Raw genomic sequence first — 22,911 nt, forward strand, 5'->3', positions numbered from 1 at the left:
AGGTTATAAGCAAAACACTGAAAATAAGTAGATTTATTATATACATTATGATCTTGGTTATAGTTTAAGTTATTCTTTGGCTTCAATTAACTGAAAAACGGCACTTTCAAGCGGTCGTCTTAAATCGACCCATAACCCTCGATTCATTAATACTTCACCCGAAATCAAGTGATTATTAAAGCTTATATGTGGCTTCTGTCCTTCCATATTGATTTCTTTCAGTCTGTATAGTGCATCCGTTTTTAGTCCCTTCATTTTTACAAAACTCCTTTCATAACGACGATGGTGGGTATGGCTGTATACCATCAGCAAAGCCTGCGCCTTGTTTTGGGAGACATAGTTGATGGCAGCATACCCATCCTTATCGTACGGCGAGAGCAAGCGGTATAAATCGCCAAACTGCACAATCGGTCGAATCTCTTTATATTTTTCTATTGCTTCTTTTGCAAATTTGACTTGTTTTTCATCCAGGTCATCAGGGCGTAATTCCATGCCCAAACGACCTCCCATGGCCACATCAAACCTGAATTTCAACGAGGTTTCCCTTTTGGTTTGATGGTTTGGAGATTTGGTTACGTGTGCTGCACTGGCAATAGCCGGATAAAAATGATTGGTACCCCACTGGATAAACAAGCGCTGGTATGGATCAGTATCGTCACTTGCCCAAAACTCATGGGTATGTTTCATGGATCCAAAATCTACGCGGCCCCCACCCGACGCACATGCCTGAAAAATCGTGGCAGGATATTTTTCCTCCAAACGTTTCAATACCTTTTCCAAACCTTTGGTATAATCAATAAAGAAGTGCGATTGCTGTTTCAGGTAGGTGGAACCAAAATTCTGCACATGTCTGTTCGCATCCCACTTTATATAGGCTATTCTGGGATGGGAAGTCAAAATATGATCGACCACATCAAAAACAAATTCCTGAACTTCAGGATTAGATAAATCGAGTAAGAGCTGGTTTCTTTCCAAGAGCTCTTTTCTATCGTTCATTCTTTGTACTATCCATTCGGGATGCTTCTCGGCCAGCTCGCTCTTAGGATTGACCATTTCGGGCTCTACCCAGATTCCAAATCGCATCCCCTTCGATTCTGAATAGTCAATCAAATCATCAATCCCATCAGGAAGTTTCTTTTGGTTCACCTGCCAATCGCCCAGGCCGGCCTTTGCGCTGTTACGTGGATATTTGTTGCCGAACCATCCATCGTCCAGCACAAATATTTCAACACCCATTTCAGCAGCACCGTCCATCATTGATTTTAGTCGGGCCGCATCAAAGCTGAAATAAGCCCCTTCCCAACTATTGAGTACGATTAATCTTTCCTGATCACCATCTCTAAGGTTATACTTTCTGGCCCAGCGGTGTAGATTTATTGAAGCTTTGTTTTTTCCTTTATTGCTATAGGTAAGAATCATTCGAGGTGTTTCAAATTTTTCTCCTGCTTTTACAATATAAGACGATGCGAAGGGATTTATCCCGGCAATCATCTGGCAACGTTCTCTATCGTCCACCTGGAAAGTAAGTCGAAAATTTCCTGTCCACGCCAATGCACCAGCGATTACTTCACCATTACTTTCCTGAGCAGTTGAATTAAGCGAAAGCATAAACGAAGGGTTTTCATACTCTGTGGATCTCACTCCCCTTTTGGTTTCAATGGTTTTTATACCATTTGTTAAACGCTCTTCGGTGAATATCATTTCTTTTTGATGACTTCCGTAAAAATGTGTCAGATAGTATTCGGGAGCTTTGAAGCCTATTGCAGAAGAGGCAAACTGAGACAAGGTCACATCTTTTTTTTCTTTGTGGTGGATGCTTGTCCATTGTTCTATTACATTTTCCTCAGCATATGCGTTGAAGTGCAAGTCAACAAAGAATTCTTTTTTCTCATCCTTTAAATGAATGATGGTCGATTGCACATTTACGTTGGTTTGTTGCTCATGAGACACATAATACAAATCGGTAGCCATGGTACCATCGGCATGTGTAACCAATAATGCCACTTCATCAGAAGAGCCATTTCCAAAGCTGGGATAAACTTCATTAAATACAATTGACATATTCTCCAGACCTTGTGTATACTTAATTTTGGAGCCGTAGTGTGATTGAAATAGTTTCTTATTTTTAGAAACCTGAAAAATCAATGAGTTCTGTTCGGTGTGTATATGAATCAGTTGAGCTAAAAGTCCTCCATTTATCAAATGACACACAAACAACAACATGTATATTCGTTTTGTAATAAGTATCATATTTTAGAATATTCGAAATAATTAATAATTAAACTAATATAGAATTACATTGTGATTTCTATTCTTTAAATGATATTTTCGAATACACAAAAGCGTGACCCGAAACTATAATTTAGTCCGTTGTAATCCTACTACCCCACCAATCGGCATTGGGTACAAATTCCTTTGACAACACTTTCATTCGTTGTTTTTCCAAGGAAGGTATTTTATTGTGTTCAAGCTTGAATAAATATTCTTTCTGCACTGCTTCGCTATATTGCGGATCATGTTGTGGATATTTAGCGCCTACTTGGGTCAGGTAGTCGAAAAGTTCCTTGCCCATTTTTTCTACTTTTTCAGGATATTTTGCCGCAAGGTCTGTAGTTTCGCCAATGTCTTTTGTCAGCTTGTAAAGCTCCTTTCTACCATCTTCGTAATAATGAATCAATTTCCAGTCGCCACGGCGGATAATAGAAGATGGTTCACCGCCCTGGTTACCGTAATGTGGGAAATGCCAGATAAGGGCTCGTTCTGCTAACGTTTCTCCTTTGAAAAGAGGGACAAGGCTTACACCATCATTATGTTCTTGCGGCAGAAGTTCTGCACCTGCCAATTCCAGCATTGTGGGATAAAAGTCGGTTCCGGTTACCGGGTAATCGATTTTCTCTCCCCCCTTGGAAAGACCGGGTATTTTGATAAAATAGGGTTCCCTGATTCCACCCTCGAACTGGTATCCCTTGCCGGCTCTTAGCGGCTTATTGCTGGTGGAAAAATTATCCCCAGCAGCCACTCCTCCATTATCGGAAGTAAAAACTACAATGGTATTTTTATCCAAACCCAATTGATCGAGGGCTTTAAGCACCTTACCAACCGCATCATCCATTTGTTCTACCAGTCCGGCATAAATTGGATTGTCCTGCACCTGACGAATGGGCATATATTTCCCCATGTAATATCCGTTTTCAGCAATTCCCATTTCCTGGGCTTTATCGCGGTATTTACTCCACTTTTCCTGTGTGGTTTGAATAGGCGAATGCACCGCATAAAAAGAAAGGTAAGCGAAAAACGGCTTCCCGGTTTTCTGTGGATTGTTTTCTTCAATAAATTTTACGGTTTCCTTTGCCAAACGCATGGAAAGGTTTTCACCATCCTCCAGGTTTTCCAATTTCGGATTTTTATAGGGCGAAAAATACCCACCAGCTGGTCCGCCCTTTGACCAACCTCCTTTGTTGATATCGAAACCATGATCCTCAGGCCACGAACCTTTGTCGCCCAGGTGCCATTTTCCTGCAAAAAAAGTTTTATACCCAACTTCTTTCAGGGCTTCAGGCATGGTAACATATTCATGCGGCAGATTATGGGTATATTCTGCAGGAAGCATCTTTGTGTAACGTTTTCTTGTTCGCCATTTTTCTCCAGAGGGAGACCCGATATGAACGGTGATATCGTGCCTTGCCGTGAATTTACCTGTCATGATACTTGCACGTGAAGGACTGCAAACCCTGCAGTTGGCATATCCGTTGGTAAAATTAGTTCCCTGAGCTGCAATCTTATCGATATTAGGAGTTTCGTAGAATTTACTTCCCATACAACTCAGGTCGGTATAACCTAAATCATCGGCAAGAATAAAAAGGATATTGGGTTTAGGTTCTTTTTTATTCGTTGCATAACTGTTAAACGTTACAACGAATGTAAAACAGCTTGCTAATAACATTTTATATATCATAGTTTTTTCATTTAGTTTCATTATTCCATGAATTCGATTGTATACATATTGATCTTATTCGCCTCAAGCCGGCTGGGATCTTCATCCCGATGCATCAGGACAAAACAAACCGTATGCAGCTAAAACTTTAGCGGGACACAAAAATCAAGGAACCCTTTATGTAGCCTTTCAAATCATGGTTTCCCCCTTATCAAGAAAAGTCACTTTACTCAAAGCGTTATTGGAACAGATTCTAAAGTCACCCCCTTTAAGGGCATGTATAGTAGCCTGTTCCATTTTCCATGCAATACCCACCTCAAAACCACTGCGAGCAAGCACCCCTTTAACAATAACATTGGGCCAGACATACGGAAGGGCTGGTAGCAATTGAATAATATAAGGCGTTTGAGCCGGTTCATCATCCGGTACTACATAGTTAAAATTATTTGGCGAATCTTTGTCTTGTGCTTGCGACATGAGTGTCATCAGAAAAAGGCTAAAAAGATTAATGGTTTTCTGGGGTCTCATTATCTGTTCGATTTATTTTTCGTGCTTGTTTTAAGATTTCGCAGGTCTTATCCACATGCAATGCCCTCCTCCCGGAGCCATAACCGCTTTTATCACATCTCCTTTTTTGGCCTTACCCTTTCTTACCCGGTAAGCTTCCGGATTGGTCTTGCAGTGCGTTTCTTCGGTATCTTCATAGTAAGTGACATCGTATTCGCGCCCTTCTTCCAGGAAGTCAAGTTTGATGTCCAACGTCCCGCCTTTCCGGCTATAAGCGCTGCCAATAAACCATTCCTTACCATGGCGGCGGGCCGTTGTGATGTATTCGGCCATTTTGGAATGGAGCACGCGGCTTTCGTCCCATTTGCCAACGGGCATTTTCTGAATAAACTCGAACAAATCGGCCTTGGCCGCATAGGCCTCCGGCGCATCGGGGATGCAAACCAGGCCGCTGAAAATGATTAACGTCCGGGCTGCTTCCGAAGCCACTGTCGAAAAATAGCTGTTTGTTTTCCGGGGCCCTTTTTGCCGCAACCCGGCGTTGATCCCTGACAAGTCGAAATTACCGTTGTTCATATCCAAAGGGCCTGTTATGGCATTGATCAAGGCCATTTTGATGAAGGATTCCGGAGTAAACGCCCGCCTCGAATCTTGCTGGGCATGGCAATACTCCCGCGTGATAGCATTGGGGTAAGTACGCCGGATCCCTGTAAAAGGAACAGGGCTATCGTGAAAATCGATTAACAGTTTGCTTTGCGCACTTTTCCGGATGGATTCTCTGGAAAAATCGACTTTACTTCCCATAAAACCGTATTTGATGCCTTTCATCCCCAGAGACCTGTAATAGGGGAACAGTTCATCGTCCCCGTACTCCCCGTGCCTCCGGTCGTAATATAACATCAGATCAACCTCTTTTTCCGCTGCGTAATCTATGACAGCCTGTAAATCCAGTTTGTCCGACAGCTCGAAATGCCCTTTGGAAACGTGTTTGTACCATGCGTCATCGATCATAAAATATTCGATTTCGTTTTCGGCAGCAAAATCGACAAAACGCTTATAACTCTCCGTGTTAATCCCGTACACAAAACCATCGGGAGCTGTATATCCGTGTACACGCCAGTCCCACAGTGTTTTCCCCGGCTTGATCCAGCCCGTATCTTCCAATTCACACGGCGTGGCCAGGTTAACAGGAACGGTATTTACCACAAGGTCCCCTGCTGTTTCTCCTGTCAATATTACCCGCCAGGGGCTTACCCATTTTTTCTCGCTTAATTCTACTTTATTCACCGACTCAATTATCCCTTCGCCCTCGCCCAGGCCCAGTTGCATTGCCTCGATACCTCTTGCTGCGTACAGATCGGATTCCAAAAGCGCCAGATAGGGCCGGTTGGTAGATTCAACCACCAGCGGAACGCTGATTTTCCGGCCGTTTTTCTCTCGCAAATAATCCCTAAGGCCGCCCAATGTCACCGGCCCCAGTGGCTCGCTCTCGCCTGCCGGTGTATAATAGTGGCTTCCTTCCGGTAAAGCGTATTCACATTTGAAAATGGCTTCCTTTGGTTTTCCGCCTTCATCAAGAATGAATCGAAACGCTATACCCCGGTCGTAAGCCCTGGCTATCAGCTTGCCGCCTACTCCATCGATATCAATATCCAGTGTAAGTTCATTGAAATGGTCGCGGATAGCGCCGTGCTGACCCCAAACAGGGTTCCAGGTTGTATCTTTTGTGATCAAACTTGTTTTAAGAATATTTACGGTGGCGTTGGGCAGTATCGACAATTGTGAGCTGCCCACGACTTCGTGCCCCTGCCAAACCATTTCATATTCCAGCACGCCCGCTGTGTCGTTGAACCTAATTTGCAAGGTTTCATCAGGCGATTGCAACGATAGCGTGTTGCCCTTTTCGGCACAGCCCGTTAAAAGCATTATCGCTAAGTAAAAAAGCACTAAAATTTTCTTTTGCATATTTTTAAAATTATATTTTCATTTTAAGTTAATGTAATGTTGGTTCATCCGTCTATAGCTATAAACCCTTTCTGGGAACCACAGCGCCATCATATAAAATTTCCTGATATTATTTGAGACTTCTTCGTATAGTCATACAATCCGATTATTCTATCCGCGTAATAATTTCTACCGATAACAATTCGCCCGGAGTATAAATGACTGTGTATTTATTCCCTTCAATAAGATGGAACCCTGAAGCCATTTGAATAATACCATTATCATTCATCCGGTATTCTACGTGTTCATTCAATGTAAATACTTTCTGTACCTTACCGTCATTAAGTGTAAAACTCCTACCTCCTACCTCGACCAATATTCCTTTCATTTTTCGACGATTGGTGTGCTTAACAACTGGCGGTAACCAGGTTGGTCCTTGTTCCGTATCTACTTTTAACTCACCTTCCAATTCCAAAGCCACAATCGGCACACATTTTTCATATGCACTTTCTGGAATGGTGACAGTCATGGTTGCCTTGTCCGTATTCTGCATAAAAGATAGGGCTATGTTTGTATCAAGCAGGTAAGCGTTTTTTACTTTTGATTGAATACCATTAACCTGAATTAATCTATTTTTTCTACCATACAAGTGCAGAAAAGCCTTGTTTTCTTTGGTCGTAACAGAGCCCCATTCGTATTCGGCTTTAAAGGGAGATCCTTTGGTTTCATAGATAGCTTCTCCATTCTGTTTTGTCCATTGTCCAATATTTTCCAGGCGTATTATCTCCTCCGGAGTAAAACGGCCATCGGGTCCGGGTCCAATATTCAGTAAAAAATTAGAATTACGGCATGCACACTTTGATAGCATGGCAATTACTTCCTCGGAGGATTTCCAGTTGGAATCGTTTTTATCAAAACCCCAGTTCAGTCTTAAGGTCATGATGGATTCAACGTATCCGTCAATACCCGGAGGTGCCAATTCACGATCGCCCAAATTCCGATAATCGCCAAGGTTATTTCCTATACGGCTACTTATAATGCATTCAGGTTGATATTTGCGTACCATATCGAAACACATCTGGTTTAGTTTCTTATGCTGATCAATTCCCATATCAAACCAAATCAAATCTATTTGTCCGTAATTGGTCAGCAATTCTTTCAGGTGAGTAGCTACTAGTGCTTCATAGGACTGGGGAATTTCAGAAGTATCTCTTCCCACTTTACTACGATGGTACCAATCCTTTTCGTGGGAATAATAGAGTCCCACACGTATTCCATTTTTATGACATTCTTCGATAAATGCCTTTACAATATCCTTTTCATAAACTGAGGATTTCATAATGTTCCAGTCCGATGCTTTTGTATCGAACATGGCAAAACCATCGTGATGCTTTGAGGTAAGCACGATATATTTCATACCGGCATTTTTAGCCATTCTTACCCATTCTGCCGCGTTATAATGGATTGGGTTGAACTGATGAGCAGCTTCTTTATAATCTTTTTGGGGAATATCTGCCATGAGATAAATCCATTCAGAACTTGCCCCCCCCATTTCCTTACCATGGTCAATACCATCCCATTCGCCGCCAAAAACTGAATAAACCCCCCAATGAATAAACATGCCAAATCGGCCGTCCTCCCACCATTTCATTCTTTCATCAAGATCGGAAGCACTCATACCAGTGTTATGATTTGATTGGCAAATGGCGCTATTTAATAGTACCAGACAAAAAAATATGGATAAATAATATTTTTCTTTCATTGTTATATTCAATTTAATAGCAAGGTCTATTTATAAAATGTTGAAAAAATTCAACCTTAGTTACCCGGAGGTCATATCTACGTTGCTGCAATATTTTTCCCGAATAACTAGCATTGAACGAAAATTGCTCTCTCTTTTCATTCAACGTGCTTTTTATTCTTTTGCGAGGTGGACTATTCCACCACGCATCCTGAGATAATTGTTAACCAACAATAATGAGCTTATATTAAACTTTACTAAAAATAGATTTAATATCTTCTATTGACACGTTAAAAATGTTTTGAACTATTTCGTCTAAATATTTTTCATTACCGGTAACATGAACTATTCGTTGGACATGTGTAATGCTTTCTCCTGAATATAGCAATGCGGCCGGTGAAGAACTTTCGATTTCGTAAAAAGGCCCCATGATCGATCCGTCGTCAACAGGCCCGTCGTTGTATGAGTTTAAAGCATCGCCTTTTAAAGGATCTTCCTGTTTTCCCCATTTTGAATTTACATACCTGGCCGGCTCATCGGGTTTTGAGTACCACAGAATTGTTAAGCTATTTGTTTCAGGGTCGTAACTACCGCAATATGGTGTAGACCGCTCCGGCGATAAGCCAATTTTACTTCGATACTTGCCATCGACTTTAAAATAAGCGATTCCATCTTTAGTGATTAGTCTTTCTGATGGCACCTTACCGAAATAATCGTCTTCCACAACTTTCCCCAGCTCTTCTCCATCCCCTTTATTATAGGGCAAAAACACCACACCCTTTTCAGCCGGATTGAACATGCATAACAACCAAATAGATAAAAAACCGGAATCCTCTGTCCAGTTATTATCACCTCTGTTTGTTAATACATTTTTAGATTCGTACGCCACCCATTTAATCGATTCGTTTAGGGATGTTTTTAACGTTTTCTCCACTTCGCTATTTTCCAGAAGTTTAATGGTACGATCGACACCTATTTTCAAGGAAGTTCCTAAAGCATTGGTTAACTCAAACGATTTTTGGAATACAGCCTTTTGTTCACTTTTTTCAACCAAATCAAAAGGTGCTGTATCAAGCTCTTTGGGCACGCTCCAGCTTTCGAATATTTGCTCATCTCCCTGGTCAAAGTAAATGGAAAACGGACCTCCTTCCGGTCCCAGCCAAAACCGCTCCTCACCTCCAAATGGATTAAACTTGTCATTAATTTGGCCAGCTTTTATGTAATCATGATTTATCCACCCAAAGCTTTTGCCTTTCATACCATTGGCCGTACTTGTCATTACCCTGCCCTGGTAACCGGGAGAAATGAGAACAGCAGCACCACTGTCATCATCCTTCAACTGAAGAATTTCAATCTGTTGATTCTTGAAGAACTCCACATCATAGCCATAATCGCCTTCAGTGTATTGATTCTTTTTATCCTGAAGGTTACACGACATCAATAAAACGGACATACATAAATAAAATAGTGTAGTATTCATTGATTCTAGGTATTAACTAATTTTGTTCATCAATTATTGATTTGACTAAAAACTTAAATAATCCGGTAAAAAAATCAGGATTATATATTTCAAAATACTTGTGATAACCTTCACCGGAAATCCGCTCCCTTCTTTTTACCCATTCATATCGGTAAGCCTGTTTATAAAGCCCCAGTGCAAAAACATCCCAAATTTTGCTTATGCCCATTAGGATCAGGACATACGTTCAGTTTATTCCGCTTCTGTTTCATCCCATATTTTTTTGAGAAAAAACGGATTGCATCATGAGACTACCAGCCAGCAATACAAAAAATTATTTTTTCCCATTCCGGTTATTCAATAGGTTTGATGTTCTAATTTATAATCGTTTGTATTTGCGTCCAGCCTTCCATACCTTCGTTTTCCTGAGTGGCACCGGGAGTACTTCTTCCATCAAGAATAATTTTTTTGAGCGCTGCTTTTAACCGGGCAGCTTTTTCTGGATATTCTGATATCAAATTTTTAGTTTCACCAATATCCTCTTTTAGGTTATATAATTGCATGGCCGGTAAATCCAGTTGTTCCTTTTTTAAATCCTGTGGTCGCGGGAAACTCCAGCCCCCAGATCCGGGACAAGTACATAATTTCCAATCGCCCTCCCTAATGGCAAACGAGCCGTTTATTGAATGATGGATGATATATTTACGAATATTTGTATCGCTTTCACCGGTAATAAGGGGTAACATACTGTAACTGTCTTCTGCTTCGTTATCCTGAATTTGGTATGCAGTGAGTTCGGCGCATGTGGCAAAAAAATCGGTGGTACATATTGTTTTATCCGAGCTTGTATTTTTTAATGCTCTGTTAGGCCATTCCACAATAAATGGCACACGGTGGCCGCCTTCAAAAATATCTGCTTTTGTGCCCCTGAACGTATAACTTGGGTCATGATCTACTTTGGCCAGTTCTTCAAAATCGGCTTTCGGTGAACACCCATTATCACTGGTAAATACCAAAAGCGTATTTTCTGATACCCCCTGGCTTTTTAACGCTTCCCTAATTTGGCGCACCACATCATCCACCTGCATCACAAAATCGCCATACATGTTTGTATTACTTTTACCTAAAAACTCTGTTCTGGGCAAAATAGGTGTGTGGGGGGCAGGTAATGGGAAGTATAAAAAGAATGGTGCCCCTCCGTTTGCTTTTTTGTTGATATAATTTACTGCCTTGTCTGTTAAATCCTGTAAAATATTGGCATGCACAAAATCATCCGATGTAAGCCCTTTTCTCCAAATTCCTTTTTCATCTACAGAAACCGTAGTTTTGGTGGGTACCATGGTTGCCATGTCATTTTCCACAAACACATATGGTGCCATATCCAGCGAACCACAAAAACCAAAAGAATAATCGAATCCATGGGATGATGGACCATTTTTTATTGGATTATTAAAGTTTACTTTAGGTTTTGAATTTAGCTTATTGATATATTGTGTTGACTCTTCATTTTCAAGGGACCAATCCCAGCCTAAATGCCATTTGCCAATATAGGCCGTTGAATACCCCTGGCGTTTTAGCATTTCTGCAATAGTGGTGGTTTCTTGTTTTATTAGCGATTTAGAATAACCACTTAATACACTACTCTTTAACGAACTTCTCCAGTTGTATCTCCCTGTTAATATTCCATAGCGGGTTGGCGTGCAAACTGCAGATGACGTATGCGCATCTGTAAACATGATTCCATTTGAGGCCATTTCATCCATGTTTGGCGTTGGTATCTTTCCATCCTGATTAAAACATTTCACATCACCATATCCCAGGTCATCGGCCAGAATATAAACAATATTTGGTTGTTTAGTTTCATGTTTTTTTCTTTTTGCCGCGGCATTAAAGGTACATGCAACCATAAAAACAGTGACTAATAAAATTAAAAAAGTGCTTCTCATTTTATAAAATTTAAGATCAAAAAGTGAAAATAGAAAAGTAAATCCCAATTGATTGTTGACAGCGACTCGATTGCTATTGTATATCATTCATCTTAGTGATTAAAGACCATTTATGGTAAATATGGCGATACCTAAGTGTAAAATGTTATTAAATTACATTGTCAACATTGATGTAACAGTTTAAATATATTATCCGAGATCTGTCATTCGGAATTTAAAAAATTACTTAGTGTCTACAGGCATCAGCCGCATCGAAAAAGTCCCGATATAGAAAATCTTACCCTTCTGTGTTTAAATTATGTTCAGATTTTGTTAATCGAATTGGTATTTAGTTGAACTCTATTGACAACTTTGGGGTTATTATTTCGTTTCATTTTATTTATGGTTAATATTTTATGTTATATATTTATATCTTTTGTTTTTTCATAGCACTGTTCACGATTATTCGATTACAAGTGAAAGGATTCCTCATTACATTTGGAATGAAAATAACAGTTCTATTGATTGCTCTTCAGCATCGTTCTGTTTTTGTCTATGGCATGTCCACTTTATCAAACATCAGGTCCTTTCCATCCGTTGTAATCAATCCCTGTTGCATCCTGGCCTCTCGTGCAGTTTTTATCGGATCAAGAATTGTATAAAGCTCAGTCTCAAACTCCTTAAGTTTACCAGCATATGCGGGATCAAGTGCCAGGTCATTGAGTTCTTTTGGGTCAGCCTCCATATCGAACAAGCTGGGTCTGTTTCTTTCGTAGAATACATATTTGTATTTCTTATTGACTAACATATACCAGGCGCCTGGAAATCCAACGCCGTGCCATTCGGAGAATATGTTGCGATCAGCCGCAGCCTCATTTCCCTGCAACACAGGCAGCAGGCTTTTACCCGGCATATTCTGATCGTGATAATTAATTCCGGCCATATCCATTATCGTTGGATACATATCAACCAGCGCCACCGGCTTATCGATTTTTGCGCCACGTTTTACTCCCGGCCCGGCAATAACCAACGGCACACTTACAGATCCTTCCATGGGTGTATGTTTGTTTCCAATCATACCATGTTCGCCCAAATTGTCACCATGGTCGGAGGTAAAGATGATGTAGGTATTTTCATACATTCCATTTTTTTTAAGTTCGGCGATAAGCTCGCCCAGCATGTCGTCTACACATGTTATCATTCCGTAATAGGCCTTGAGAGCTTTCTTCAACTTTTCCTCGTTCGGAGGTACATCAAGCCCATCCCACTGTTGAAAGCTCTGCAAGGCAGGATGCATATCCGTGTTTGGAAACTTGGCATCATGGGGCAGTGGAATGTCTACATCCGCATACATGTCGTAGTATTTTTGCGGAAGTGTAAAAGGCCAGTGCGGCATAAGTAAGCCAACATGCAACATCCAAGGCTTATCATCATCCTTCCGTTCCTTTAAAAACCTCAGGGCCCAGTCCGTTGTCGGGCGGTCTCGTCCATATTGCCCATTCTTTCCAACCTCGTACTTTGGGGTTTTATAATCTTCCAGCCTGAACGTCTTAACCGTAAGATGACCTTTGGCCTGTCGGGGGCGGTCAGGTAGAAAGCGCACATCCGCCCCGTTCACCACTCTTACAGGTCGTTTCGCCGAATGCCACTCCTCGGTAAAGCCCAGTTTTCCATACAATCCCGGCGAGTCCATTTTACCAAAATGTGCCGTATAATATCCGCTGTTGGTAACCCTGCTGGCCCAGGTAACCTCTTCCTCCGGCCACGCCTTAGCGTTATACCAGTTTTTAATCTGAAAAACGTGTTTACCATACATATACGCAGCACGACTGGGGCCACAGACAGGGGATGAGACATAGGTCCGGGTGAAGTGCATTCCGTCAGCCGCCAAGGCATCTAGGTTTGGAGTTTTCACGACTGGATTCCCCCGAAATCCGGAAATTGACGGGTGTTGCTGATCGGTGCAGATGAACAGTATATTAGGTTTATCTTGTGCCCTTAATTTTAAGGTGTTACAGAAACATAATACCATGATACTGATAACTAATTTAAACACTATCGTTGTAGTAAACTTCATTTTCTTATTCATTCGCATTATTTATTACCTAGTGATTTTCCCCATAGTCCAATTTCTATCTTACGCTCTTTCTGAAAACAGATATTTACAAAGCAAACTCCTTGATTTTCAGAAAGAGTAAACCTTGAACTTTTCAATTCAAACACTTATAAAAAAGTAGTTTTCTTGCTGACACTTCTTAACCTTTAACTCCTAAAAACATTTTTCATAAAATGTTGAGGTCTACTTTCATTGACGGTTCCATGGTAAGTTTTATTTTGTACTTTTAATCAATTCAAAGCCTTGCACAAAAGGCAACTCACCTTTTTTCCTGTCAGGTCTTCCAATTTGAACACCCCATTTGGGCACCTCCCCCTTACCACTTTGAGTAAATGCTTCCGAACGATACGCCCCTCCGGCATGGGGAGAATTTACCAAATCGTAGATTTTGGTAAAATGAATACCATCTTCAGCATATTGAATCGTATTCGTGATTTCCTCAGGTCCGGTTGTTCCAATCATGGCTGCCACACCTTTACCTTGCGCCCATACCAGTACTTCGTGGTTGCCGGGAATCACCGGATTTGCCTCGTGCTTCACATAAGGGCCTTGCGGATGCTCTGCAATGGCTACTCCCATTTTTGTTTCGCGTGCAGTTTTTCCCAACTGACGCCCTTTGTAATAGAACCAGTATTTTCCATCTTTAACGATCAAACAGGCATCATCCACCAGGTGGCTGTCAAAATCTTCCGGATTATCGCTATTCTTTAGCACCGGGTTATTGGGCAATCGCTCCCAAGGACCATCGGGCGAATCGGAAACGGCCATACCAATCTTTGAGTCAGGCTTCATCTTCGGGTTCTTTGAAATCCCGGTGAAAAAGAGCCAGTATTTACTTTCAGCAACCAGAATATTAGGCGTAAAAACACTGGCCTCATCCCACGCACCGGCCTCTGGATTCTTGTCGATTGCCATACCTTTTTCCGTCCAGTTCACACCATCAGACGATGTTGCATACCAAACCGTGGCATCATAGCCGCTGGACTTGGGGCCTTTTGAATACCAAACATAATATCGGTCGCTTACCTTGATAATATCGCTGGGATCCCGACGCATAACACCTTTCTCCAAACCAATTCCTTGCAAGTTAAATTTGGTAGCCGTAAGCGTTTTTATCTCATCCTGGCCGAAAACCGACATAGTTAACAGCATGAAAGAAAAAAATAACTTGTTCTTTAAAACCTTCATTCGATTGTGCTTATAGTAATTCTTGCTTAGTTAATGGCTCGCTGAAAGATGGCCTTCCGCGGCAACTTCGTTATTCGTATTTATTTTTCTTCTACAGACAATGTAAAGCCTTGCACAAAAGGCAACTCACCTTTTTTCCTGTTAGGTCTTCCTATTTTAACACCCCACTCGGGCATTTTACCTTTACCACTTTCCGTAAACGCTTCGGGACGATAAGCGCCAGCTGCAACTGGACTATTTACCACATCATGTGTTTTGGTAAAATGAATTCCATCTTTGGCATACTGTATGGTGTTTGTTATATCGTCAGGGCCAGTGGTCCCAATCATGGCTGCCACACCTTTGCCTTCAGTCCAAACAAAAACTTCGTGGTTGCCCATAATAACCGGATTTTCCTCGTGTTTTACATAAGGACCTTGCGGATGCTCTGCAATGGCTACTCCCATCTTGGTTTGACCGGGACCTTTTCCCATCTGACGTCCTTTGTAGTAGAACCAGTATTTTCCTTCCCGAACAATCAGACAAGCATCATCCACCAGGTGACTATCAAAGTCCTCCGGGTTATCGCTGTTGGTAAGAGCCGGGTTCGAAGGCAGGCGCTCCCAAGGGCCATCGGGCGAATCGGATACGGCAATACCAATTTTTGAATCCGGATTGTAAGGCTGTTTGAATTTACGTGAAACACCGGTATAAAACAACCAGTATCTTCCTTCGGCCACAAGAATATTGGGCGTGAACACACTTTCACCTTCCCAGGTTCCGGGCTTACCTTTGGCCAACGCCATTCCTTTTTCTGTCCAGTTTTTACCGTCGTTAGAAGTGGCATACCACACGGTGGCATCGTAACCGGGAGATATTTTTCCTTTGGAATACCACACGTAATACAATTCACCAACTTTGATGATATCGCTGGGATCTCTTCGCATTACACCTTTTTCTAATCCAATGCCTTTTAAGTCAAAATTGTTAGCGGTAACCGTTTTCTTCTCTTCCTGCCCTACTACAGTTATAGATAACAGTAAAAAACCAATTATAAAATGTCTTTTTAAAATCTTCATTTGATTATCGTTTTATGTTATTTCTATTTATAATCTTCGTTTATTTCTGGCATTTCAGCATCCACCTTTTTTTGCCATTTTTCCAACTTGCTTAACAGCTCATCTCTTTTTTCCGGATACTGGTTGGCCAGGTTGTACGCTTCACTTAGATCATCCTTCAAATTATACAAGTACAATTCATCTGATTCAAATTCCTCAATCAACTTCCAATCTCCCTCGCGAATAGCGGCTCCCATAGAAAGCCCTTCTTTCCGGTGATGGGGAAAATGCCAGTAAATAGCCCTTTCCTGAATAGCTCCTGTCCCGTACATTACAGGAAGCAAGCTTTTGCCTTCCAGCTGTACATGATCAGATGGCGTGCCCCCGGCCAACGCCAAAAAGGTTGGAAAAAAATCAACTGTAGTAACGGGTACAGCACATTTGCTTCCGGGCTTTATTTTTCCAGGCCAGCTAACAATTAGGGGCACCCGAATTCCTCCCTCATTTAAGGTTCCTTTTTTGCCTTTTAAAGGTGGGTTTCCCCATAAGCCGCCATTATCCGAATAAAAAAACACGACGGTATTGTCCAATAAATCCATTTCTTTCAGTTTGTCCATAACCTTTCCCACGTTTTCATCCAGCTTCTCAATCATGGCAAAATAGGGATTACCATCATATTTTTCAATAGTTTCGGCCGGGGCGCTTAAAGGGGTATGAACAGTATACGTAGCCAGGCTTAGAAAAAAAGGCTTTTCTTTATTATGCGCAATGAATTGTACAGCTTCATCCCCCAGTCTGTCGGTTAAATATTCTCCTTCCCTTCGGTCTTTGATGGTGCCGTTTTTATAGGGATCGAAATAACTTTTGGGCTGTCCGTAGGCACAACCTCCGATATTCACATCGAATCCTTGTTTGTCGGGGTGATAGGCAGCATTCACAATTCCATCTTTTGTGTAGACGGAACCTTCGCCACCTAAATGCCATTTGCCAATATAAGCGGTTGTAAAACCTTTCTGTTTCAATAGTTCTGCAAAAGTAACTTCTTCATCCGGTAAATGGTCCAGAAAATAAGCTTCTTTCAGTTTTTGTCCCTTGCTGAGTTTTGCCAAATATTTTTCCATGCCCATTCCAGGTATGTGGCAAGTCAGTTTTAGGGTAGCGGGATATTTTCCGGTCATCAGGCTTGCCCGGGTTGGCGAACATACCGGCGCAACGGCATAAGCATCTGTAAAAACCATTCCACCATAGGCCAACTGATCGATATTGGGCGTTTGAATTTCCGGTTTATGATTCATATAACCGACGTCGGAATAACCCAAGTCATCCACTACGATAAAAACGATATTGGGAAGTGTATTACACGACTTTTTTTGACAAGCAAAAAGAAATAACAGAAAGAAAATAACAGGTATAAAAAACCACCTTTGCATTGTTCAAATTCACATTAAGTTAATATCAATACAATAATACATTTCACACCCTACAAACTTTACCTGTATTATAACAAAAGCTGCAAATATTATAACAACCCTCACTTACACATCAACCAACTGCCTGACTGAATTAATATTAAAGCTGTTTGTTTTTGATTTTAATGTTGCCAGAATAAACCTATTGATTCCAGAATAAATTAAAATCGTGAATAATAAACTCTATTATTTAAATGATTTGCCACAAGCACCGTTTCGATAAAACGTTTTCTTTGATAGAGTCAGACAATTATGAATCATCATAATGAAACTGAACAAACATTCATATTCATTTTTTTATAAACTTAAAATCTACTATTATGAAAAGAATTTTATCTCTAATTAATTTTTTAATTGCATTTACTTTAAGCATTCATGCACAAACCTTAAACTACTATGTAGAAACAACAGAAATGATACCAATGATGGTTTAACAGTTGGGAATGCTCTGGCTACTGTTAGTGCTGCCATTACCAAAATTCACGCCGATTTTGCAGGAGGAACAAATAATGATTACACCATAAACCTTGGAGAAGGTATATTTGGTGCTGCCGATATAATAATTGATAACAACAGTTCTGCATTTACATTGAACCTTGTTGGTGCAGGCGCTGACAAAACTACGCTTACTGTTCAATCATCAGACATAGTTACCGTTCCAAACATGTACCTTTTTAAGCAGTTTAATGATAACAACTCCAATGTTAGCATCAGCTTAAGCATGCTTAAAGTTTCTAATTACGGATTTTTAACCAACAATTACGGCGCTATATTCTACAATGCTGCCAATGCCCTGGATGTAAATTTTTCAATTGACCAATGTATTGTAGAAAATATTACAAGTAATTTGGGTGGAATCTACTATACAAATCAAGCTACTACCTCTTTTACATTAACAAACACGTATTTGACCGACGTACTTACTCTTAATCATAACAACAGATTTCACTCTACAATTTATGTAGGAGCAGGTAAAGTAGAAATCAATAACTGCGTGTTTAACAACTTTACGCAAGACCACAACAACCTAACACAACAAATCAAAACCAAATGGGGAACTATCCTGTCTGGTGTTCAAGGTAAAACAGCTACAGATGCCACCGAACTTGTTTTTGTTAACAATACTATTGAATGCAGATTTTCACCTCATTGACTATAAATTTCTAAAACAAACTTTATATAGAACATCTGATTATCAACATAAGATTATTGCGTGTTATTGTAGCAACGTTACCCCTCCCTAAACCACACACATCGCAAATTTTAAACACCTTCACACAACCATTTTTGACATTTGTTTATATTCCTGTCTCTATAGGAAAATATTTCTAATTTTATGACTTCAATAATTAATGGATCAAAACTCATTTTAAATGACCTATAAATTCTCCTTTGTCCTTGTATTAATATCTGTTCTGTCAATCCAGATTAAACTCCACAGTCAGGGCGTTTTTTTTGAGCACATTAAACACGAAGGAATTCACCAGGATGGAATATTTGATATTGTACAAGATGAAAATGGATTTTTGTGGTTGGCAACTCACAAAGGACTCGTTCGATATGATGGCATCAATACGATAGCTAATGAACACTTTTACGATGGACAACATATCAAGCCATGTGATAAGGTTTTTGAATTGGTGGTAGATAGAAACAATGATATTTTAGCAATTACCACAGTTGGCTTATGCAAATATGACCAACGGGCAAAGCGATTTCAAAGAATTCCTCATCCAGCTATTGATAATCGTTCCAAACTTTGTCAAACAAGAACTAATGATGTACTTATCACTTCATCCTCAGGCGTTGTATGTCTTTCCGAAAACAATAAAATTAAAGATGTTGTTATAGCTAATCATGATTTTTTTCCTTACGGGGAGAGAATAAGAACAATTTTTCATGTAGAAGATTCATTGTTTTTTGTTGCTGCGGAAAAGGGAGGCATAGGAATAGCACGATATGACCAAAGACGAAGTATATTTAATATCATCACGTATTCTGATAGATCTTCTGTATGCAATACGGTTACCAGAGAATCAGATTCGGTGTTTTGGATGGGATTTCAAAGCAAAGTAAGTCGTGTAAAGCTAAAGAAAACAGATGAATTAAATTCATTAGACCACTTGATAACCCAGGAAGAGTTTTCTCAGGAAATTAATAGCGTGACAGATATAGTTGTATCTTCTAACAACAATATTTATATATCAACTGTCGGAAATGGTTTGTATGAAATTAATCGCGCCACAAAGGAAGTTAAGAGATACTTACAAAATGAGAAAAACAACAGTTTAAAATGGAATACCTTATTATGTATGTTTGAAGATAATACTAAGGTTATATGGATTGGAAAGGGTCAGGGAGGCATCACAAAAATCGACACTAAGCGAAAACCCTTTTACAATTTAGTGCATCACTCTTTGGATAAAAAATCACTGTCCCATAATTATATCAATCCGGTTTTAGTTGATTCAAAAGGCCATCTATGGGCAGGAACATTGCAGGGTGAACTAAACCGATCTGTCAATACATTTGCTGAAACCCACATATCTGAATTTGAATTTGAACTAATTTATGATAAGGATATTATGAGATATGCTCTGTTCGAATTGAATAATCATGTAGTTATTGGAGCCGGCCCAACAATACTCTTTTTTAATCTGAACACTGAACAATTTTCGAGTTTGCCCCTAAATAGTAAATTGCAAAAAATCATTGGGAATAATCCAATTTTTAATTTTGAAGTTGATCATAAAAACAGGTTGTGGATTGGTGGTGCTCAAGGTTTGTTGTGCGTTGACTATGATAATGATTTTCAAAACCTTTTGTCGGGAAATTGTACCCAATTACCTGTTATGGCCAATACTGGAGTAGCATTAAGCGATAGAGTTAATCAAATTCTTTGCACCGAAAGTTATGGAATTTTTATAGCCATGAATAATGGGCTATTCTCTACTGTTGAAGATAGTGACACCATATACCTTAATCATTATTTCTACGAACCTGACAATGAAATATCTTTAAGTCATTCGAGAGTTACCTCGGTATGCGAGGGTGATAATGGCCAAATATGGATTGGAACTTATAATGGAGGATTGAATAGAATTATTTCTAAAGATGACGTTATAGTAGGTTTTCATCATATCAACAACCCAATAAACCTTCCTGTCAGTTCCATCTTTGATATTCAAACCGATGGAAAAAATAATTTATGGATTGCCTCCAATAACGGAATCATTAAATACAACACACAAAACAATACACACATCCAATACGCCTATCCTCTGCCTGAGGGAATTCATAAATTCAATGTAAAAGCCGGGGCAAAAACAAAAGATGGGCAATTGTTATTTGGAGGAAACAATGGCATCGTAACATTCCACCCCGAAAAAGTATCGATAAATGATATTCCTGCCAAAATAGCATTAACTGAATTACAGATTTTGGGTAAACGAGTAAAGGTTGGAGAAGAAATATTTGGAAGAGTGATATTACCAGAATCATTGGAAACATTAGAGCAGATCACCATACCTCACGAATGTAACAACTTTACCATTGAGTTCTCGGCATTGCATTATTCATCTCCCGAAAACAACTCTTTTAAATATAAACTGAAAGGTGTAGATAAAAATTGGCTGCATACATCTGCATTGAAAAATTCAGTAAACTACCCTCGATTACCTCATGGTGACTATACCTTTCAAATAAAAGCACTTAACTCCGACAAGGTTGAAAGCAAAAAAATCAGAGAGTTACACATTCATGTTTTACCACCTTGGTATTCAACACGGATTGCCAAACTGTTCTTTAGTTTAGCCTTTTGCGGTATATTTTTTACAGTGTATAAAAATCTTTATCGCCTCTCTCAATTAAAGCAGTCTCTGAAATTAGAGGCATTGGCCAAACAGCAGGATAAAGAGTTGTTTGATATGAAGCAACGCTTTTTCACAAATATATCCCACGAGTTAAAAACACCGCTGTCTTTAATTATCGGTCCGGTAGAGGGAATGATAGCGGATGTGAAAGGTAAAGACAAGGAAACTAAAAATTTGTCCTTAGTTTTAAGGAATGCCCGCCGATTACAACGCCTGATAACCCAAATACTGGACTTCAGGAGGTTGGAGCAGAATAAAATGAAAGCTAACCTGCATAAAGCCGATATAAATGAATTAATTCATGACGTTTTATTGGCCTGCGAATATGGATTTCAGGAGGCAAACTTACAGGTTGAGTTTATAAAGAAGGTCGAGAAAATTGAAATATGGATAGATTACGATAAGATAGAAAAGGTACTTTACAATCTTATTTCAAATGTTTGTAAATATTCAAAAAAAGGTGGCAATGTAGTGGTTAAAACAACTATAGACAAGATAAAGAATGAGCTTGTTCTTAGCATTCTAAATGAAGGAGAAGGTGTACCTCCATCAAAGAAACAACAAATTTTTGACCGATTTTATCAATTGGATAATCAATCGTCCGGGGCAGGTATTGGACTTTCTATGACCAGGGAATTTATTGAATTGCACAATGGTAACATTAATGAGGTTGGTAAGTATGGAGAAAACTCAGAGTTTGTCATTACCTTACCGCTCCGTAATCCGCAAATAGCAAAGGATAGTGATAAAACGATAAAACCTGCAAAAGAACTTTACAGTCCAATAAATAGCGAGTTAGTACAATCCGATGATAAACAGCAAACCATTCTTGTGGTAGAAGATAATATCGACATGCTTGAATTTATTAGTGATATTTGCCAAAAACAATTCCATGTGGTTAAAGCCATTAACGGTGTAGAAGGTTTAGAATCAGCCAGAAAACATATACCGGATATCATTATCAGTGATGTGATGATGCCGGAAATGAACGGGAATGAGCTGTGCAAATTACTTAAAGATGATGCTAAGACCTGTCATATACCTTTGATAATGCTTACTGCCAAAGACACCCTGGACGAAAGAATAGAAGGAATAGCAACAGGTGCAGATGCATATATTACAAAACCATTCCGCGCAGATCATTTATTGGCGCAGATCAATAACCTGCTCGATTCACGAAAGAAACTACAGCAAACATATAAGGAAAAATACGCCTACGTATCCGATAATATTAAAACCACGTCATATGATGATAAACTGTTAAAGAAATTTGTTGCGTTTGTTGATGCAAATATCTCTAATTCAGAACTAAAAGTTGAGGATGTAGCACAAGAATTAGCCTACAGTTATATGCAATTTAACCGTAAAATAAAGGCACTGACGGGAGAGTCGGTGGGCCAATTTATTACACAATACAGATTAAAGAAGGCTAAATTGATGTTTGAGAAAAACCCAACAGTAAGGGTGTCCGATGTAATAGCAGAAACTGGTTTCAATACCCATTCTTATTTTTCTAAATTGTTTAAAGCGCAGTTTGGTCTGACTCCGAAAGAATTTAGGGAACAGCTTTTATCTTAAACCCGGATTGTGTATTGGGGGTTCGTCGTGCGCATGGCAAGTACTATAAAACAAGGCATTACCCAAACGAGGCATCACTTGTCCCGATTACTTTCCATAGCCGTTAACTTAAGGGAACCTATTGGTACAAAAACACATACA

Annotated in this window: 13 protein-coding genes; 2 read left to right on the forward strand and 11 right to left on the reverse strand. The window is 39.8% G+C overall.

All coding sequences use genetic code 11. From position 1 onward, the window contains the following. Positions 1-69: 69 nt before the first annotated feature. The 11 genes from ACRD64_RS17120 to ACRD64_RS17170 all read right to left on the reverse strand — a co-directional run bounded on the left by ACRD64_RS17120 (position 70) and on the right by ACRD64_RS17170 (position 17,281). Entirely contained in the window at positions 70-2,250 is a 2,181-nt protein-coding gene (locus ACRD64_RS17120) for an alpha-galactosidase (RefSeq protein ID WP_430934678.1), read from the reverse strand. A 112-nt stretch (positions 2,251-2,362) separates the two neighbouring features. Then, positions 2,363-3,955 (reverse strand): sulfatase, encoded by a 1,593-nt coding sequence (locus tag ACRD64_RS17125; RefSeq protein WP_430934679.1) that lies wholly within the window; start codon positions 3,953-3,955, stop codon positions 2,363-2,365. Between the two features lie 168 nt (positions 3,956-4,123). Further along, a complete protein-coding gene (locus ACRD64_RS17130; protein ID WP_430934680.1) occupies positions 4,124-4,462 on the reverse strand; it encodes a glycoside hydrolase family 95-like protein in 339 nt (112 codons plus the stop codon). Between the two features lie 30 nt (positions 4,463-4,492). Next, entirely contained in the window at positions 4,493-6,367 is a 1,875-nt protein-coding gene (locus tag ACRD64_RS17135) for a glycoside hydrolase family 97 catalytic domain-containing protein (protein ID WP_430934681.1), read from the reverse strand. A gap of 184 nt (positions 6,368-6,551) precedes the next feature. After that, complete coding sequence (locus ACRD64_RS17140; protein WP_430934682.1) at positions 6,552-8,147, reverse strand: alpha-L-fucosidase; 1,596 nt, start codon at positions 8,145-8,147, stop codon at positions 6,552-6,554. Between the two features lie 226 nt (positions 8,148-8,373). Continuing rightward, the gene (locus ACRD64_RS17145) at positions 8,374-9,606 is read right to left on the reverse strand and encodes a DUF6786 family protein (protein ID WP_430934683.1); all 1,233 of its coding nucleotides are present in this window, start codon (positions 9,604-9,606) and stop codon (positions 8,374-8,376) included. A gap of 353 nt (positions 9,607-9,959) precedes the next feature. Beyond that, positions 9,960-11,531, reverse strand: coding sequence for a sulfatase family protein (locus ACRD64_RS17150; RefSeq protein WP_430934684.1), 1,572 nt, complete (start codon positions 11,529-11,531; stop codon positions 9,960-9,962). A gap of 532 nt (positions 11,532-12,063) precedes the next feature. Beyond that, positions 12,064-13,599: a sulfatase family protein gene (locus tag ACRD64_RS17155; RefSeq protein ID WP_430934685.1), complete on the reverse strand. Its 1,536-nt coding sequence runs from the start codon at positions 13,597-13,599 to the stop codon at positions 12,064-12,066. A gap of 240 nt (positions 13,600-13,839) precedes the next feature. Beyond that, positions 13,840-14,814, reverse strand: coding sequence for a family 43 glycosylhydrolase (locus ACRD64_RS17160; RefSeq protein ID WP_430934686.1), 975 nt, complete (start codon positions 14,812-14,814; stop codon positions 13,840-13,842). A gap of 80 nt (positions 14,815-14,894) precedes the next feature. Beyond that, positions 14,895-15,872, reverse strand: a complete 978-nt coding sequence (locus ACRD64_RS17165; RefSeq protein WP_430934687.1) for a family 43 glycosylhydrolase — start codon at positions 15,870-15,872, stop codon at positions 14,895-14,897. A 23-nt stretch (positions 15,873-15,895) separates the two neighbouring features. Next, positions 15,896-17,281 carry a sulfatase gene (locus ACRD64_RS17170; RefSeq protein ID WP_430934688.1) on the reverse strand — a complete coding sequence of 462 codons (1,386 nt, stop codon included), beginning with the start codon at positions 17,279-17,281 and terminating at the stop codon, positions 15,896-15,898. A gap of 628 nt (positions 17,282-17,909) precedes the next feature. Here ACRD64_RS17170 and ACRD64_RS17175 point away from each other — a divergent pair. Both ACRD64_RS17175 and ACRD64_RS17180 read left to right on the forward strand, forming a co-directional pair. Next, on the forward strand, positions 17,910-18,473 hold the full coding sequence (locus tag ACRD64_RS17175) for a hypothetical protein (RefSeq protein WP_430934689.1): 564 nt from the start codon (positions 17,910-17,912) through the stop codon (positions 18,471-18,473). A gap of 220 nt (positions 18,474-18,693) precedes the next feature. Further along, positions 18,694-22,770, forward strand: a complete 4,077-nt coding sequence (locus ACRD64_RS17180) for a hybrid sensor histidine kinase/response regulator transcription factor (protein ID WP_430934690.1) — start codon at positions 18,694-18,696, stop codon at positions 22,768-22,770. Positions 22,771-22,911 lie beyond the last annotated feature (141 nt).

Origin of the sequence: Saccharicrinis sp. 156 (assembly GCF_050589685.1) — a bacterium.
Classification (GTDB): domain Bacteria; phylum Bacteroidota; class Bacteroidia; order Bacteroidales; family Marinilabiliaceae; genus Saccharicrinis.

What these genes read in the sequence shown, in the direction of transcription:
- ACRD64_RS17145 (WP_430934683.1), bottom strand. Translation starts at nt 9,606, where the DNA reads ATGAATACTACACTATTTTATTTATGTATGTCCGTTTTATTGATGTCG.
- ACRD64_RS17135 (WP_430934681.1), bottom strand. Translation starts at nt 6,367, where the DNA reads ATGCTTTTAACGGGCTGTGCCGAAAAGGGCAACACGCTATCGTTGCAA.
- ACRD64_RS17120 (WP_430934678.1), bottom strand. Translation starts at nt 2,250, where the DNA reads ATGATACTTATTACAAAACGAATATACATGTTGTTGTTTGTGTGTCAT.
- ACRD64_RS17165 (WP_430934687.1), bottom strand. Translation starts at nt 15,872, where the DNA reads ATGAAGATTTTAAAAAGACATTTTATAATTGGTTTTTTACTGTTATCT.
- ACRD64_RS17170 (WP_430934688.1), bottom strand. Translation starts at nt 17,281, where the DNA reads ATGCAAAGGTGGTTTTTTATACCTGTTATTTTCTTTCTGTTATTTCTT.
- ACRD64_RS17160 (WP_430934686.1), bottom strand. Translation starts at nt 14,814, where the DNA reads ATGAAGGTTTTAAAGAACAAGTTATTTTTTTCTTTCATGCTGTTAACT.
- ACRD64_RS17150 (WP_430934684.1), bottom strand. Translation starts at nt 11,531, where the DNA reads ATGAGAAGCACTTTTTTAATTTTATTAGTCACTGTTTTTATGGTTGCA.
- ACRD64_RS17155 (WP_430934685.1), bottom strand. Translation starts at nt 13,599, where the DNA reads ATGAATAAGAAAATGAAGTTTACTACAACGATAGTGTTTAAATTAGTT.
- ACRD64_RS17130 (WP_430934680.1), bottom strand. Translation starts at nt 4,462, where the DNA reads ATGAGACCCCAGAAAACCATTAATCTTTTTAGCCTTTTTCTGATGACA.
- ACRD64_RS17125 (WP_430934679.1), bottom strand. Translation starts at nt 3,955, where the DNA reads ATGATATATAAAATGTTATTAGCAAGCTGTTTTACATTCGTTGTAACG.
- ACRD64_RS17140 (WP_430934682.1), bottom strand. Translation starts at nt 8,147, where the DNA reads ATGAAAGAAAAATATTATTTATCCATATTTTTTTGTCTGGTACTATTA.
- ACRD64_RS17180 (WP_430934690.1), top strand. Translation starts at nt 18,694, where the DNA reads ATGACCTATAAATTCTCCTTTGTCCTTGTATTAATATCTGTTCTGTCA.